17 protein-coding genes are annotated in these 15,800 nt (G+C 57.4%); 15 read left to right on the plus strand and 2 right to left on the minus strand.

What is annotated here, in order from left to right:
• Positions 1 to 45: 45 nt before the first annotated feature.
• The 3 genes from BLR97_RS00945 to BLR97_RS00955 are packed head-to-tail and all read left to right on the plus strand — an operon-like array spanning position 46 to position 2,391.
• Positions 46 to 756 (plus strand): DUF484 family protein, encoded by a 711-nt coding sequence (locus BLR97_RS00945; RefSeq protein WP_089701561.1) that lies wholly within the window; start codon positions 46 to 48, stop codon positions 754 to 756.
• Positions 749 to 1,657 carry a tyrosine recombinase XerC gene (locus BLR97_RS00950; RefSeq protein ID WP_089701563.1) on the plus strand — a complete coding sequence of 303 codons (909 nt, stop codon included), beginning with the start codon at positions 749 to 751 and terminating at the stop codon, positions 1,655 to 1,657. The genes BLR97_RS00945 and BLR97_RS00950 overlap by 8 nt, the downstream gene beginning before the upstream one ends.
• Positions 1,654 to 2,391: an HAD family hydrolase gene (locus BLR97_RS00955; RefSeq protein WP_089701565.1), complete on the plus strand. Its 738-nt coding sequence runs from the start codon at positions 1,654 to 1,656 to the stop codon at positions 2,389 to 2,391. The genes BLR97_RS00950 and BLR97_RS00955 overlap by 4 nt, the downstream gene beginning before the upstream one ends.
• Here BLR97_RS00955 and yihA read toward each other — a convergent pair.
• Entirely contained in the window at positions 2,385 to 3,020 is a 636-nt protein-coding gene (gene yihA, locus BLR97_RS00960) for a ribosome biogenesis GTP-binding protein YihA/YsxC (RefSeq protein ID WP_089701566.1), read from the minus strand. The two genes, BLR97_RS00955 and yihA, sit on opposite strands and share 7 nt — an antisense overlap.
• A 327-nt stretch (positions 3,021 to 3,347) precedes the next feature.
• On the opposite strand from yihA, the gene BLR97_RS00965 reads away from it, so the two are divergent.
• The 10 genes from BLR97_RS00965 (at position 3,348) to dtd (ending at position 12,012) form a co-directional block, all read left to right on the plus strand.
• Entirely contained in the window at positions 3,348 to 3,968 is a 621-nt protein-coding gene (locus tag BLR97_RS00965; protein ID WP_089701568.1) for a c-type cytochrome, read from the plus strand.
• A 109-nt stretch (positions 3,969 to 4,077) separates the two neighbouring features.
• Complete coding sequence (locus tag BLR97_RS00970; protein ID WP_089701569.1) at positions 4,078 to 4,710, plus strand: thiol:disulfide interchange protein DsbA/DsbL; 633 nt, start codon at positions 4,078 to 4,080, stop codon at positions 4,708 to 4,710.
• 35 nt (positions 4,711 to 4,745) lie between these two features.
• Complete coding sequence (locus BLR97_RS00975; RefSeq protein WP_089701571.1) at positions 4,746 to 5,555, plus strand: endonuclease/exonuclease/phosphatase family protein; 810 nt, start codon at positions 4,746 to 4,748, stop codon at positions 5,553 to 5,555.
• Positions 5,556 to 5,653: 98 nt separating this feature from the next.
• Positions 5,654 to 6,211 (plus strand): TRAP transporter small permease subunit, encoded by a 558-nt coding sequence (locus BLR97_RS00980; RefSeq protein ID WP_089701573.1) that lies wholly within the window; start codon positions 5,654 to 5,656, stop codon positions 6,209 to 6,211.
• Positions 6,211 to 7,617 (plus strand): TRAP transporter large permease, encoded by a 1,407-nt coding sequence (locus tag BLR97_RS00985; RefSeq protein ID WP_089701575.1) that lies wholly within the window; start codon positions 6,211 to 6,213, stop codon positions 7,615 to 7,617. Before BLR97_RS00980 ends, BLR97_RS00985 begins: the two co-directional genes overlap by 1 nt.
• Before the next feature lie 177 nt (positions 7,618 to 7,794).
• Positions 7,795 to 8,907: a TRAP transporter substrate-binding protein gene (locus BLR97_RS00990; protein WP_089701577.1), complete on the plus strand. Its 1,113-nt coding sequence runs from the start codon at positions 7,795 to 7,797 to the stop codon at positions 8,905 to 8,907.
• Positions 8,908 to 9,025: 118 nt separating this feature from the next.
• Positions 9,026 to 9,856 (plus strand): bifunctional hydroxymethylpyrimidine kinase/phosphomethylpyrimidine kinase, encoded by an 831-nt coding sequence (gene thiD, locus BLR97_RS00995; RefSeq protein ID WP_089701579.1) that lies wholly within the window; start codon positions 9,026 to 9,028, stop codon positions 9,854 to 9,856.
• A 132-nt stretch (positions 9,857 to 9,988) separates the two neighbouring features.
• Positions 9,989 to 10,831, plus strand: coding sequence for a universal stress protein (locus BLR97_RS01000; protein WP_089701581.1), 843 nt, complete (start codon positions 9,989 to 9,991; stop codon positions 10,829 to 10,831).
• A gap of 95 nt (positions 10,832 to 10,926) precedes the next feature.
• A complete protein-coding gene (locus BLR97_RS01005; protein WP_089701583.1) occupies positions 10,927 to 11,523 on the plus strand; it encodes a chalcone isomerase family protein in 597 nt (198 codons plus the stop codon).
• A 51-nt stretch (positions 11,524 to 11,574) separates the two neighbouring features.
• A complete protein-coding gene (gene dtd, locus BLR97_RS01010) occupies positions 11,575 to 12,012 on the plus strand; it encodes a D-aminoacyl-tRNA deacylase (RefSeq protein WP_089701585.1) in 438 nt (145 codons plus the stop codon).
• An 11-nt stretch (positions 12,013 to 12,023) separates the two neighbouring features.
• On the opposite strand, the gene BLR97_RS01015 is transcribed toward dtd, so the two are convergent.
• Complete coding sequence (locus tag BLR97_RS01015) at positions 12,024 to 13,970, minus strand: ABC-F family ATP-binding cassette domain-containing protein (RefSeq protein WP_089701587.1); 1,947 nt, start codon at positions 13,968 to 13,970, stop codon at positions 12,024 to 12,026.
• Positions 13,971 to 13,996: 26 nt separating this feature from the next.
• Here BLR97_RS01015 and BLR97_RS01020 point away from each other — a divergent pair, with 26 nt between their 5' ends.
• The gene (locus tag BLR97_RS01020) at positions 13,997 to 14,587 is read left to right on the plus strand and encodes a TIGR02444 family protein (protein ID WP_244511094.1); all 591 of its coding nucleotides are present in this window, start codon (positions 13,997 to 13,999) and stop codon (positions 14,585 to 14,587) included.
• A 171-nt stretch (positions 14,588 to 14,758) separates the two neighbouring features.
• Positions 14,759 to 15,781, plus strand: coding sequence for a TRAP transporter substrate-binding protein (locus tag BLR97_RS01025; RefSeq protein ID WP_089701589.1), 1,023 nt, complete (start codon positions 14,759 to 14,761; stop codon positions 15,779 to 15,781).
• The last annotated feature ends 19 nt before the right edge of the window (positions 15,782 to 15,800 follow it).

Genomic DNA, 15,800 nt, shown 5'->3' on the forward strand with positions numbered 1-15,800 from the left:
CGAGCCTAAAGCGAACAGTCTTTCACTAACCCAAGGAGAACGGCGATGTCTCAAGCCCCCGAACCTCGCAAAACGCTCGACCCCGACCAAGTCGCGTTTTGGCTGGCTCGTCATCCCGATTTCTTTGTGGGTCGGGAAGGCTTATTGCAGCAGTTGCAGGTTCCCCATCCGCATATCGAGGGAGCGGTCTCGCTGTTGGAGCGGCTAGTGATCGATTTACGCCAGCGTGCCGAGACCGCCGAGGGGCGTCTTGAGCATTTGCTGGAAACCGCCCGCCACAACGAGGCCCAGTATCGTCGCCTGCGCGAGACGCTGCTGGCGCTGGTGGAAGCTGATACCCGCGACGCCCTGGCCCAGGCGCTGGCAACCCAGCTGAGCGAGCGTTTCAACACGCCCGCGATGGCGCTCTGGTGCCCCGCCACGCTAAGCGACAGCGAACCGTCGCCACCGCAACCGCCACGTCATGTTTTAGATCAGCACGCCGGGGCGCGGCTGGCGGCGTTGCTCGATGGGCGCACCAGTCGTTGCGCCAAGCTTAGCGTTAGCGATTGGAAGTGCTTGTTGCCCCACGTGAAGGCGCCGCGCAAAGCAGGGTCATGCGCGATCTCGCGTCTCTCGGCGGGCGAATCGATGGGCTACTTGCTGCTCGCTAGCCCCGACGCTGACCAGTATCGAGCCAGTATGGACACGCTGTTTACCGAGTATTTAGGCGATATCGTCGCGCGGCTGCTGATCCGCTTGAACCCCCATGAATGAAGCCGCTATCCGCCAGCACGCGGAGGCGTTTCTTGTCGCGCTGGCGAGCCACTCAAGCCCGGCCACGGTAGCGGCTTACCGTCAGGATACCGCTGCGCTCTGCGCGTTTGTCAGCCGTCAAACGGGTGACACCCTTGCCTTTGATCAACATCTATTGCGCGCCTTTTTGGGCGCCGAGCGCCGCCGGGGGCTTGCGCCGCGTAGCTTGGCACGGCGCCGTGCGGCGCTATCACGGTTTGCCGACTATCTGGTGAAACAAGGGGTTATCGACGATAACCCGCTGGATCTGGTGCGTACTCCCAAGCAACCCCAACACTTACCACGGCCGGTGGATGTGGACACGCTGGCGCGTTTTCTGGATATGCCGCACGATGACTCGCCGCTGGCGCGTCGTGATCAGGCGATGCTGGAGTTGCTGTATTCAAGCGGCTTGCGTTTGGCGGAGCTGGCCGCACTAGACCTCAACGCCTTGGAACCGACGCGCGTGCGCGTGCTGGGTAAGGGCGGTAAACCACGCCAAGTGCCGGTGGGGAGCCGGGCTCAGCAGGCGCTGGCGGCGTGGCTGAGCGCGCGGCCAAGTTTGGCTCCTGACGATGAATCGGCGTTGTTTGTGGGACAGCGCGGGTCACGTTTAGGCCACCGAGCGATTCAAAAGCGCTTGGCTCAGTTGGCCATTCAGCGGGGGCTGCCGGAACACTTGCACCCTCACCGGCTACGCCACTCGTTCGCCAGCCATCTGCTGGAATCCAGCCAAGACCTGCGCGCGGTTCAGGAATTGCTGGGCCATGCCAACCTCTCGACCACCCAAGTTTATACGCGGCTAGACTGGCAGCACTTGGCGACGAGCTACGATGCCGCACACCCCCGAGCGAAGCGCCGCCCGACACGGAGTGAGCCATGACCTCTCTTAAGGCGATCACCTTCGATTTAGACGATACGCTATGGGATAACAGCGGGGTGATGGCGCGAACGGAAACGGGGCACTACGGCTGGCTGCTCGAGGCGCTACCCCCTTGGTTAGCTGAGCGCCGTTGGCCGCAGTGGGCGTTAAGCCACGAAGACGGCCTGCAAGATTACCTTCAGCGTCGCCAACGGATTGCCGCTGAGGTGCCCGAGCGGCGCGGTGACTTTACTTGGTTACGCTTGCGTGCTTTGGAAGCTCAGCTAGAAGCCCACGGTTTGCCGCGCAGTGCTGCTCAGCTTTGGGCTGCTGCGGCCATGAATGAATTCCATCGACTCCGGGTGCAGGTCACACCGCATCCCGAGGCGGCCGACTTATTGACGGCTCTGGGGCAGCGCTATCGTCTGGCGGCGATTACCAACGGCAATATTCATCTCAAACGCCAACCCTTGGCGGGCTACTTCTCAGTGGCGATTGCCGCCGGTGAGCTATTGACGCCAAAGCCTGATCCCAAGGCGTTTCTCACCGCGCTCGCGCGTCTCAACGTCGCGCCGGAACACGCCATGCATGTGGGCGATTCCTGGGAAGAAGACGTGCTACCTGCCCAGCAGTTGGGCATGCATGCAGTGTGGATATCTGAGACGTGCGTCGACGCATTGCCAGAAGGTGTCTATCAAATTGCCCATATCAAGGAGTTGCCCGGCGTGCTAAACGCGCTGAAAGCACCCTATTGAGGGGTATGCAGCCACTGATCCAAGCGTTGCGCAAGGCTATCGACGCCGTCGCGTTTGAGCGACGAAAACAGCTGAACCGACACCAGGTCTTCCCATTCCTGTAAGCGCGAGCGTACTTTTTGCAGCGCCGCACTGGCGGGGCCTTTTTTCAGCTTATCGGCTTTGGTGAGCAAAATATGCACCGGCATGTCGCGCTGATCGGCAAAGCCCAGCATCATTTGGTCAAATTCGGTGAGCGGGTGGCGCGCATCCATTAACAGCACGAGCCCGCGCAGGCTTAAGCGACTGTGCAAGTAGTCAGACAGGTGCTTCTGCCACTCCAGCTTGACGGCTTCCGGCACTTGGGCATAGCCATAGCCAGGCAGGTCAACCAGCCGACACGCCTCGTTGTTCATCACGCTAAAAAAGTTGATCAGCTGAGTTCGGCCTGGGGTGCGCGAGGTGCGCGCCAGCGCTTTCTGCTGGGTGAGGGCATTAATCGCGCTGGATTTGCCCGCGTTGGAGCGCCCGGCAAACGCGACTTCGGCACCGGTATCCTCCGGGCACTTTGCAAGCGTAGGCGCGCTGGTCATAAATTGCGCGGTGGGGTAATTAAGTCGCACAACTGGACTATCATGGTAGGTAGGCATGGCATTGATCCTGACAAACTAAGAGAAAAAACAATGAGTAAAGGTGGCCATGAATGCGCGACGACATTTGCGACGACAAAGGCGAGCGGCACCGCGACGAATAGCCTCTGGTGTCGTTGAACGACAACATTCCTCCTATCCTGAGGCTTCGTTATACTGAGCAAAGCGATATGTCTTTGAACTGGGGCTAGTGTAACACCGCGCTTTGTCGGGCAGCGACTAACCTGTTGGGTTGTTTACACGGGTAGCGGTTCGTTATGCCAGTGCCTTAGTCAGCGCCTCGTGTATGATTACAATATTAACTACTTACATAAAAATGGACGAGCGATGAGAATGTTACTGGTAAGCCTGGCCATTAGCGTCGGTGCGATAAGCACCGCGTCTGCAAACCCTCGGGCTGAGGCCGATGCCTCTGCCGGTGAAGCTTTAGCAACGCCCTGCGCGGCTTGCCATGGGCAAGCGGGGATTAGTCCCACGCCGGTATTTCCCCATTTGGCGGGCCAGCAGATGTCGTACCTCGCCAAGCAAATCATGGATATTCGTGACGGTCGCCGCGTGGTGCCGCAGATGGCGGGCCAGGTGGATGACTACGATGACCAAGACGCTTGGAATGTCGCAGCATTTTACGCGGGCCTAGAGCCCCACCTGGGCCAAGCCGATGATGATGACGATTTGCTGGCCCGCGGCGAAGCACTGTATCGGGCCGGAGATCAGGACAAAGGCATTCCCGCCTGCAGTGCCTGCCATACACCTACCGGGGCGGGTATCGGCAGTGCGGTTTATCCGGCGCTCTCGGGGCTGCAACCTGACTACACCGTGTCGACCCTACAAGACTTTGCCGCCGGTGAGCGAGACAACGACCCCAATCAAATAATGCGCGATATCGCCGCTAAAATGAGCGATGACGATATGCAGGCGGTCGCCAATTATCTGTATGGTTTGAATTAAACGACCACCCTCAATAAGCTAATCTTTTTAACCGCTTGCTTGCTCAAGCGCGGAACCCTGGCAGACCGTTAGGGTCATAGCTTTCGCTTTCCCACGGAGAAAAGACACTATGTTGAAAACGTTGATGGTCGCGCTAGCAGGGCTAGGTTTGTCGGCAGCGGTCAGCGCCCAGGAACTGGTCGAAGACCAGCACTACGAAGCGCTGGATGAGCCGGTCGAGACCCAGGTGGATGAAGGCCAAATCGAAGTGCTTGAAGTGTTCTGGTTTGGTTGCCCGCATTGTTATCGCCTGCAATCACACGTTAACGAGTGGTATGAAACCCTCGATGATGACGTGACGGTTGTAAAAATGCCCGCCACGATGGGCGGCGATTGGAATACCCATGCCAACGCATTTTACGCTGCTCAAGCGCTCGGCATTGAGGATGACCTGCACGCAGACTTCTTCGACGCTATCCATCAAGACGAGCGCTCGATGACCGATAGCGACGACATCGCTGCTTTCTTTGCCAACTATGGTGTCAGCGAAGAAGAAGCCCAAGAAGCCCTCTCGGCGTTTAACGTCCGCAGCAACGTCAATCAGGCCAACGGCCGTATGCGCGATATGCGTTTAATGGGAGTGCCCGCACTGGTGATTGATGGCCGTTACGTCGTCACGCCAAGCAGCGCCGGTAGCCTGGAAAACATGCCCAACATCGCGGATGCGCTGGTCGACCAAGTGCGTGAAGCGCGCGATGAGTAGCGTTGTTTGACGGCTGATTCGGCATGGGAAGAACCATGAGAGAGATGGAGGCTCGCAAGCCGCTGCTTAGCAGCGGCCATTTGCGCCTGTTAACGTTTAATCTCCAGGTGGGTATTCAGACCTCGGCGTATCACCACTATGTGACGCGCAGTTGGCAGCATTTTCTGCCTCATCCGAGCCGTTTGAAGCGGCTTGAGGTGATGGGCGAGGTGCTGGGCAAGTTTGATGTGGTGGGGCTGCAGGAAGTTGATGGTGGCAGCTTTCGTTCAAGTCGTATCAATCAAGTTGAATACCTGGCCACCAAAGCGGGCTTCCCCAGTCATTTTCAACAGCTCAACCGCAACCTCGGCCACATTGCCCAGCACAGCAATGGGCTGTTGTCGCGCCTGGTACCCAGTCAAATTGAAGAGCACCGGTTGCCAGGCGCAATGCCAGGGCGCGGGGCTATCCATGCACGTTTTGGGGATGGCCCGGATGCGCTGCATATCTTTGTGGCCCATTTGGCACTGAGTCACCGTGGGCGGGTACGGCAGTTGAATTATCTCAGCGATATTATTCAACCGCTGCGCCATGTGGTGGTGATGGGCGACCTAAACTGCACGCCGGATCAGCTGCATGCCCACGAGCGTTTCAATGCCGCGTTACCGCTGCACCCCGTGAAACCCCTGCTTAGCTACCCCTCCTGGCAGCCGCGCCGCGCGCTGGATCATATTCTGCTGTCGCAATCCCTAGAGGCAGTGGATGTTCAGGTGTTGGATCACCTGTTCTCCGACCATCTGCCGATTGCCGTTGACCTGCCGCTACCCGCTGCCTGTTTGGCGGCGATTCGCTCAAGCGTTAAATAATAAGCGCGTCTCGCCGCTAAGGGACGCTGCATTGTCTGCGTATATGCGCTATTGTCTGGTCGCTGACACCCCTTAGCCGTTTTATGCGAGACACTCCCATGTCGGACACTACACAACTACCTGCGTTTATTGGTGCGCTGGATCGCGCTTCAGAGTGGTTCGGGCGTACCCTTGCGTGGCTGATCATCATCATGATGCTGATTCAGTTCGCGATTGTACTGCTTCGTTATGCTTTCAGCGTGAATAGCATATTTATGCAAGAGCTGGTGATGTATATGCACGCCAGCGTCTTTATGCTCGCGGCCGCCTATACCTTTCGCCATGATGGCCATGTGCGGGTGGATATTTTCTACCGGGGAATGTCACCGCGTCGACAAGCCTTAATTAATGTCGTGGGTATCATCACGCTTCTTATGCCGGTAATGGTCTACATCATCGCGTCCAGCCTGGGTTACGTGGTCAATTCCTGGAGCATTCTCGAAAGCTCGCCTGATTACGGCGGTATTCCGGCGGTGTACGCCCTGAAAACCTTAATACCGCTATTTGCATTGCTGATGATCGTACAAGGCGTGATTGAGGTGGTGCGCAATGGCTATGTGTTAACCGGAAGAATTGCGCCAGCCAAAGATGAAAGCCACCTTGAGGAGCGCCTTTGATGCTGGAATTCATGCCGATTGTTTTATTTGCTGTTATCTGCATCGTATTGATGTTCGGCTTTCCCGTGGCGCTCTCGCTGGCGGGCACGGCGTTGCTGTTTGCCGGGATGGGGCTGGGCCTGGAAGCCATGGGTATCGATGCCAATTTCGATGGAGGCTATCTCGCCGCGCTGCCCAACCGGCTTTACGGCATCATGACCAACCAAACGCTGTTGGCGGTGCCACTGTTTGTGTTAATGGGCGTGTTGCTGGAAAAGTCCAAAGTGGCGGAAACCCTGCTCGACGCCATGGCGCTGCTGTTTGGCGCCATGCGCGGTGGTCTGGGCATTTCGGTGACGCTGGTGGGCATGCTGATGGCTGCCTCTACCGGTATCGTGGGGGCCACGGTGGTCACCATGGGCCTGATGTCGTTGCCTACCATGCTCAAGCGTGGTTATAGCACCTCGCTCGCCACCGGCACGATTTGCGCCACAGGCACGCTGGGTCAGATTATTCCGCCATCCATCGCCTTGGTACTGCTGGGTGATGTGCTGTCGTCGGCGTATCAACAAGCGCAACTGGATATGGGGATTTTCAGCCCGAAAACGGTCTCTGTGGGCGATCTGTTCATGGGCGCACTGGTGCCGGGCTTAATTCTGGTCGTGATGTATATGCTCTATGTGGCCTTCATAGCGTGGCTGCGCCCCAGTATGGCGCCTGCTGCCGACCGGCAAGAGCTAATGGAAGAGTTGGGCCACACTTCCGGGATAGGCATGCTGTTGCTCAAAGGCTTGGTGCCGCCCGTAGTATTGATTGTGGCAGTGCTGGGGTCGATCCTGAGCGGTTTTGCCACACCCACCGAGGCATCCTCTGTTGGGGCCTTTGGTGCCTTGGTGTTGGCGCTGGCCTATCGCCAGCTCGACTGGGCGACCCTAAAAGACGTATTACGCTCGACAACCCACGTCACCACTATGGTGTTTCTGATTCTGATTGGTGCCGCGCTGTTTTCGCTGGTGTTCCGGGCGTATGGCGGCGAACACATGGTCACCGAGCTGTTTGAGGGCATGCCCGGTGGTGTAGTGGGCGCGACGATCATCGTCATGCTGGTGATCTTTCTGCTCGGCTTCATTCTCGACTTTATCGAAATTACCTTTGTGGTGGTGCCCATTGTAGGGCCGATTCTGCTCGCCATGGGGCTGGATCCGATTTGGCTCGGCATCATGATCGCGATTAACCTACAAACATCGTTTTTGACGCCGCCGTTTGGCTTCGCGCTGTTTTATCTGCGCGGTGTGGCGCCCCCGTCGGTGCCCACCTCGGCCATTTATCGCGGGGTGATTCCGTTTATCCTGATGCAGTTGGGCATGTTGCTCATGCTAACGTTCTTCCCGCAGCTGGCGACATGGCTGCCCACGCAGTTCAGCTAACGGGGGGTTGAAAATCAGTAGGGTTGTCAACGCAAGGACGTGGCAAGCTGTCACAAAATTAGTTAAATAACTGACTACAATTTTGCAGTAAGCCGCCTAGTATTTTGTTTGCTACATCGTTCTAGGCGGTGTCTCTAAACCATAAAAGTAATAATAGAAAGCAAAGAGGTTTAACGTATGAAAGTCAAAACACTCCCCGTCGCCATTGCCATGACGACTGCTATGTCCGCCAGCTTGCTGGCGGTTTCGAGCATTGATAATCACGCCCAGGCACAAGAAGAAGAATTCCGCTGGAAAATGGTCACCTCATGGCCGAAGAACTTCCCGGGCGTGGGCCAAGGCCCCGAGCGTCTTGCGGAACTGGTTGATGAAATGTCGGATGGTCGCCTGACCATCGAGGTCTTCGGCGCGGGTCAATTGGTGCCGGGGTTTGAGGTATTTGACGCCGTTTCCGACGGCACTGCCGAATTGGGCCACTCCGCTTCCTACTACTGGAAGGGCAAAGCCCCCGCGGCGCAATTCTTCGCTGCCGTGCCGTTTGGCATGAACGCGCAAGAAATGAATGCTTGGCTGCACTTCGGTGGCGGCATGGAGTTGTGGAACGAACTGTACGATGACTTCGGCGTCGATGTGCTGGTGGCCGGCGCTTCAGGCGTTCAAATGGGCGGCTGGTACAACAAAGAGATCAACTCGGTTGACGATCTCGATGGCCTCAAAATGCGCATGCCGGGCCTAGGTGGTGAAGTGATGAGCCGCATGGGTGTGGCGATTGTGAACATGCCGGGCGGGGAAATTTTCACCTCGCTGCAGTCCGGCGCCATTGACGCTACCGAATGGATTGGCCCCTACAACGACCTAGCTTTCGGCCTGCACCAAGCGGCGGATTACTACTATTATCCAGGCTGGCACGAACCGACCGTGATGTTCGAAGCCATCGTCAACGAAGAGGCCATGGCTGAGTTGCCCGCGGATCTGCAGGCAATCCTGAAAACGGCTGTGCGCGACGTCAATGCCAACGTGCTGGACGAGTACACCGCACGTAATAACGATGCACTGGAAACCCTGGTCAACGAGCACGATGTCGAGCTACGCCGGATTCCTGACGACGTGCTGGCGCAGGCGCGTGAGCATTCGGAAGATGTGGTTGCCGAACTGGCCGAATCCAGCGAAATGGCGACGCGTATCTACGAGTCTTACAGTGCTTTCCAGGATAAGGTCGAGGACTACCACGCCATCTCTGAACAGGCTTATTACAACGCCCGCAACCCTGACGGGGATACCACCGAGTAATATCGCGTTCAGCTAGACTGAATGGCCGCCTTCGGGCGGCCATTTGCGTTTAAGTGCAGCACAAAAGTTCCAGCTTGGGTATCCTAGGCAAATACTGACGATTCTGCCGAGGAGCCCCATGTCTACCGATTCCCGCCTCCGTAATGTGCTGACGATCGCCGGCTCCGACCCGTCCGGCGGTGCCGGCCTGCAGGGTGATCTCAAAACTTTCTCGGCGCTCGGGGTGTACGGCACCAACGTGATTACCGCGGTGATTGCCCAAAATACCTGTGGCGTGGCCTCGGTGTACCCAGTGTCGCCCCAGGCCATTCGCGAGCAGCTTGAGCATCTACTCGATGATGTGGCGATAGACGCGGTCAAAATTGGCATGGTGGCTAGCCGCGAGGTTGCCGAGGTGATTGCCGATGTATTGCGCCAGCGCCGACCACGCTGGATTGTGCTCGACCCGGTGATGGTCGCTAAAAGCGGCGATATGCTGGTCGATAACGCCGGTATTCGCGCAGTGCGGGATATTCTGGTGCCGCTTGCCGATGTGATCACGCCTAACCTCCCCGAAGCCGCCGTATTGCTCGATACGCCATCGCCCACCAGCTTGGATGCCATGGAAGCCATGCTACCTGGTCTAACGCAGCTTGGTGCGCCTTACGTGGTGCTCAAAGGCGGGCATTTACGCGGTTCATCCTGCCCTGACTTGTTGGCTACGCCCAATGGCCATGAGTGGCTTGCGGCCTCACGTATTGCGACCGAGAATCTGCACGGTACCGGCTGCGCGCTGTCTTCGGCGATCGCCGCTTGTTTGGCTAAGCTGCCTGTGCAGGCAAACGTGGATGCCCCGGTAGCCGCCATCAGCGATGCCAAGCAGTGGCTGCATGCGGCCCTGGAGGCCAGCGTACGCTTAAACGTGGGTAAAGGGCGCGGCCCGGTGCATCACTTTCATGCCTGGTGGTAAGGAGCTCAGCGCGTCGGGTAGCCAACGCACATCGCCTGACTTGCGCAATAGGTCGTTGCGCACCATGCTGAAGGATGTTCGCTTGCAGGCTGGCTAGATAAGGCTGAGTCGCTCGGCCGAGGAGCATTTGCCATGACCCGTACCGTGCTGTTTGCCACCGATCTGTCGGCCGATAACCGGGCCGCCTTTGCCAGAGCGCTGCGATTAGCCTACTTCGACGGCGCGCAGCTTGATATTGTCCACGTCCTTGACCCCTACTTGCCGCATCGTGTGCTCCATGAAGTGGAGGCGGCGGTGGTGGATGATATCGCCGCGACCCTCAAAGATATTCGTGAAGACTACGCTCTAGATGAGCCCAAGACGCTGATCCAGACCGTGACGGGATCACCTTACGTCGAAATTGTCCGCGAAGCTCACGAGCGTCAAGCGGATCTGGTCGTGGTAGGGATGCACCGCAAGCGTGGTCAGAAAGACCTGCTAATGGGAACCACGTCGATGCGCATTGTACGCAGCGCCCCCTGCCCCGTGGTGATTGCCTCGCAGCCGCCTACCCAACCGTGGCGCTCGATTCTGGTGCCTGTTGATTTCTCACTGACCGCTCGGCATAGCTTGCGCGAAGCGTTGCAGCGCTTTCCCGATGCCTCCTTGACGCTATTGCATGCCTGGACCTTGCCTGGTGAGCGAGAGCTGGGTTCGCACCCCTATTATGCTCAATGGCGTGACCATGAGGTGGCACAAGTACGCGAACGGCTGGCCCAGGAAGTCGACAGTTTGATGACCGAGCTGGCCGGCGTGCCGGATGTTGAGCTGGTGCTGGAGCACGGCCTACCCGGTGACGTGTTGAACGCCTATATCAAACGCCAAACGCCCGATCTGGTGGTGCTCGGCAACCGTGACCAGCCCCACCATGTCAGCCAATTGACCGATATGCTGCTGTGCGAGCCGCATTGCGACGTGATGCTTTGCCGCGGATAGTCATATGAAAGAGTCGTATGGAATAGTTGTACGGAACTTTAATATAAAAAGCATGTAGTATAAGCACTGTTTGTGTGAATAAGAGGTGCTTTGCTATGCCGCTACTATCCGGTATTTCATTACTGCGGGGACGCCACGTCGGTGTATGGCTCGTTAGCGCGTGCCTACTTGTCGGGTCTTCGGCTGCTTGGGCACAAACGGTCAGCGTCGAGGGTGAGCGCTTTGAGCGAAACGTGGAAGAAAACGGCCAGCGCTACGCGCTAATCGGCAGCGGCATTTTCACTTATATGCTCTGGACGGCCTACGTCGGGGCGTATTATCAGGTGGAAGGTGAGCCCGAGCCACAGCCTCAAAACGATATTCCTCGGCGTCTGGAACTGGCCTACTTCCACGATATCGAGGCTGGAGAGTTTGCCGAGGCTACCACTGAAACCCTACAAGATACGCTGAGCAGCAGCGCTTATCGTGCGCTTCAAAGCGACCTTGAAGCGCTTAACGATAGCTACCGCGACGTGGCCCCCGGTGATCGATACGTGCTGAGTTGGGACGGTGACCAACTGCGCCTTGTGCTGAATGGCGAAACGCTGTTTGAAGGCGGCGACGCCACCTTTGCCAACGCTATGTTCGGCATTTGGCTGGGCCAGGAACCGCTAGGTGAAGACTTTCGCGACGCGTTACTCGGCAGGGAGTGAGCTTTTTCGGTAGCACGTTATACTGGTGCTTTTTTGCGTGGGAGTAACGGCGTGAAAGCACTGATACAGCGGGTAAGCCGCGCGAGCGTTGACGTTGAGGGGCAAACCATTGGAGCTGTTAACCAGGGGTTGCTGGCGCTAATCGGCGTCGAAAAGGGTGATCACGAAGCGGACGCCGATAAGTTGCTGCACAAACTGCTTAACTACCGCGTGTTCAGCGATGCCGACGATAAAATGAACCACAATATTCAACAAGCCAGCGGCGGTTTGCTACTGGTGCCGCAGTTCACCTTGGCGGCGGATACCCGAAAAGGGCTGCGGCCCAGTTTCTCAAGCGCCGCGCCGCCAGCGGAGAGTCAGCGCCTGTTTCATTATCTTGTTGAGCAGGCGCAGTCAGCATGGCACGAGGTGGCCACCGGCGAGTTCGGGGCCAATATGCAGGTATCACTGGTCAACGATGGCCCAGTAACCTTCCTGTTGGAAAGTTAGTCGAAACGCGATTAGGCATTTTCACTGGCCAGCAGTTCGGCTTCCATAGCTTCTAAGGCCTCCTCGGCGGCGAGCCATTGCTGCTCGGCGTTATCCAAGCGGGCTTTGAGGTCGGCCTGTTTCGCCAGGGCATCGGTCAACTCCGCTTTGCGGGCGCCGTCGGTGTAAAGCTCAGGGTCTGAGAGTACTTCCTCAACGCCTTCTAACGCCTTCTGGGCTTTCTCCATGGCTTTTTCCGCTTGGTCGCGTTGCTTTTTTTGCGGACGCAATTTTTCACGCAGTTCGGCCGCCGCTTTGCGAGCGGCTTTGCGGTCGCCGATGGGCTGTTGCCCCTGGCGCTCGCTCTTCTCGTTGCGGCTGTCACGGCGACTTTCTTCCAGGCGTGCTTTTAGCCACGCCCGGTAGTCGTCCAAGTCGCCGTCGAAGGGCTCAACGCGGTGGTCGGCGACCCGCCAGAATTCATCCACCGTGGCGCGCAGTAAGTGGCGGTCGTGAGAGACCAGAATCACTGTGCCTTCAAAGCTGGCCAGCGCCTGGGTGAGCGCCTCGCGCATTTCCAGATCCAGGTGGTTGGTGGGTTCGTCCAATAGCAATAGATTGGGTTTTTGCCAGGCCACCAAGGATAGCGCTAAGCGGGCTTTTTCACCGCCTGAGAAGTTTGCCACTTGGCCGAAGGCGTCGTCGCCTTTAAAGCCAAATCCGCCTAGGAAGTTGCGGATATCCTGGTCGCTGGCGGTGGGCGAAAGGCGCTGTACATGTACAAACGGCGAGGTGGTGACGTCCAGCCCTTCTAACTGATGCTGGGCAAAGTAACCGATGGCTAAATGCTCGCCGGGCACGCGTTTGCCTTGCAGAAGATCTAGCTCGCCAGTGAGCGATTTGATCAGCGTTGATTTACCAGCGCCGTTGGGGCCTAGCAAGCCGATACGGCTGCCTGGTAGCAGGGTAACATTGACCTTTTCGAGCTGGGCGACATCGCCTGTGCCACTGCGATAACCCAACGTCGCCTGGTCGAGCACCAGCAGCGGATGCGAGGTTTTATCCGATGCGGGTAAGGTGAAATGGAAGGGTGAATCGACGTGGGCAACGGCGATGTCTTCCATGCGCTCGAGCATCTTGACGCGGCTTTGCGCCTGCTTGGCCTTGGTTGCCTTGGCTTTAAAGCGAGTGATAAAACGCTCGATTTCCTCGCGCCGTGCCTGCTGCTTGGCGGCTTCGGCCTGCTGGAGGGCGAGCTTCTCGGCGCGGGTGTGCTCAAAGCGCGAGTAATTGCCGCGGTAAAGTTCCACCGTTTGATGATGCATATGCACAATGTGGTCGCATACGGCATCCAGGAAGTCGCGGTCGTGGGAGATCAACAACAGCGTGCCGGGATAGCGGGTGAGCCACTGTTCCAACCACAGCAGCGCGTCCAAATCCAGGTGGTTGGTGGGCTCATCCAGCAGCAGTAGGTCGGAGGGCATAAACAGCGTGCGGGCTAAATTGACGCGCATTCGCCAGCCGCCGGAAAACGCTGACAGCGGGCGGTCGAGGTCGGCCTGAATGAAGCCGAGGCCGACCAGTAATTGAGCAGCGCGGGATTCGGCGCGATAGCCGTCCAAGGTTTCAATCAAACCGTGTAGCTCGGCCTCACGGTGGGCGTTGCCGGCGTCGCGGGCGGCCTGTAAATCGGCTTCTGCTTGGCGCAGCGCGATATCGCCGTCGAGCACGTACTCGATAATCGACCGATCTAGTGCATCGACTTCCTGGGCCATGTGGGCGATACGTTGCCCACCGCTCAGTTCTACCTCGCCCTGATCGGGGCCAAGTTCCCCCAGTAACAGCTTAAAGAGGCTCGATTTGCCTGCACCGTTAGCCCCGATAATGCCCGCTTTCACCCCATCGGGTAGGGTAAGGTCGGCGTTGTCGAGTAGCGTTTGCTTGCCGCGTTGCAGGGCGACTTGGCGCAGTGCGATCATGCGTTCTCCCGAAAAGAGTGGGTCTTATGATGCGAGATTCTATTGCGCTTGATTCTACCCGATTAGCGGCGCTACAGCAGACACCGTTGTGGGATTTTGCGCTGACGTTTTATGCGCGCCCGGGCGTCGAGCAAGCGTGCTTGACGTTGCAGGAGGCGGCCTCCATCGACGTGTGTGAACTGCTGTTTCATAGCTGGCTGTATGCACACGGACTGGAGGCATTGCCTGTACCATTATCAACGCTGCGCCAGGCGCGTCGTGAGTGGCAGGCCGGGATAACCGAGGTGCTGCGCGGGCTACGGCGCGATTTAAAATCGACAGTTAACCCGAGCGAGACCGTGACGACCCTACGTGAACGGATCAAGCAGGCAGAGTTACTCGCGGAGCGTGAAAACCTTCAACGTTGGCAAACGTGGGCTTGGGACAACGATCAGTCTTCAGCACACTTAAGAAACCGGCGCGAAAATCCGCATGATGCCGGGAGATGGCTGCAAGAACGCCTATTATTGCCTCAAGATGAGACCTCACCTGATTGTGACACAGAGGCCACTTCGGCTATTCAATACGCCTTTGCCGTGCTAGGTCAGCAGCTTGACCCCTTACAACGGGCGCGCTAGCCTAAAAATTAGCTGCTTTTGAATAACCGTTTGTTATTCGGGCTTTCAGACGTGCAGCGCCAGCGAGCGTTGGCACTATTGTGAATAACAACTGCGCGTTGCTAACGCGCCGATCAAAGCAGATTTTTGCGCACTCGTATAGCGCGCTTACCACTGCAAGGGGAATACCGCATGAAGGCAAGCAAGTTAGTAACGACGGCGAGCGTCAGCGCACTGTTGGTGGGTATGTCAGGCGTCGCTCAGGCGGAAAACTGGCGTTATGCCCACGAAGAATACGAAGGTGACGTTCAAGACGTCTTCGCCTACGCGTTCAAAGAACACATCGAAGACAACTCAGACCACACCGTGCAGGTCTATCGCTTTGGTGAGCTGGGTGAGTCTGACGACATTATGATGCAGACTCAAAACGGGATTCTGCAGTTCGTTAACCAGTCGCCTGGCTTCACCGGCTCGCTCATTCCAGAAGCACAAATCTTTTTCATTCCCTACCTGCTTCCCACCGACGAGGAGACCGTACTCGAGTTCTTTGACGAGAGCGAAGCAATCAACGAGATGTTCCCAGAGCTCTACGCCGAGCAAGGCCTTGAGTTGCTGCAAATGTATCCGGAAGGTGAAATGGTCATCACCACCAATGAGCCGTTCACCTCGCCAGAGGAACTGAATAATAAGAAAATCCGCACGATGACCAACCCACTGTTGACGGAAACCTACGACGCGTTCGGCGCGACGCCAACGCCACTTCCCTGGGGTGAGGTCTATGGTGGCCTGCAGACCGGCATCATTGACGGTCAAGAGAACCCAATTTTCTGGATCGAGTCTGGCGGTCTTTACGAGGTGTCTCCGCACCTGACCTTTACCGGTCACGGCTGGTTCACCACCGCGATGATGGCCAACCAGGACTTCTACGAAGGTTTATCCGACGAGGATAAGGAACTGGTTCAAGAAGCCTCCGAAGTGGCTTATGACCATACTATCGAGCACATCCAAGGGTTAGCTGAAGAATCGCTGGCCAAAATTCAGGAAGCGTCTGATGAAGTTACCGTCACGCGCCTGGATGAAGAGCAGATTCAGGCCTTCCGTGAACGTGCACCACAGGTTGAAGAAGCCTTCTTGGAAATGACCGGTGAGCGTGGTGAAGAGCTGCTTGAGCAGTTCAAAACTGATCTGGAAGAAGTAACCAACGACGAAGAATAAGCAGCCCTCGCCATTAAGG

Source organism: Vreelandella arcis, from assembly GCF_900103865.1.
Classification (GTDB): Bacteria; Pseudomonadota; Gammaproteobacteria; order Pseudomonadales; family Halomonadaceae; genus Vreelandella; species Vreelandella arcis.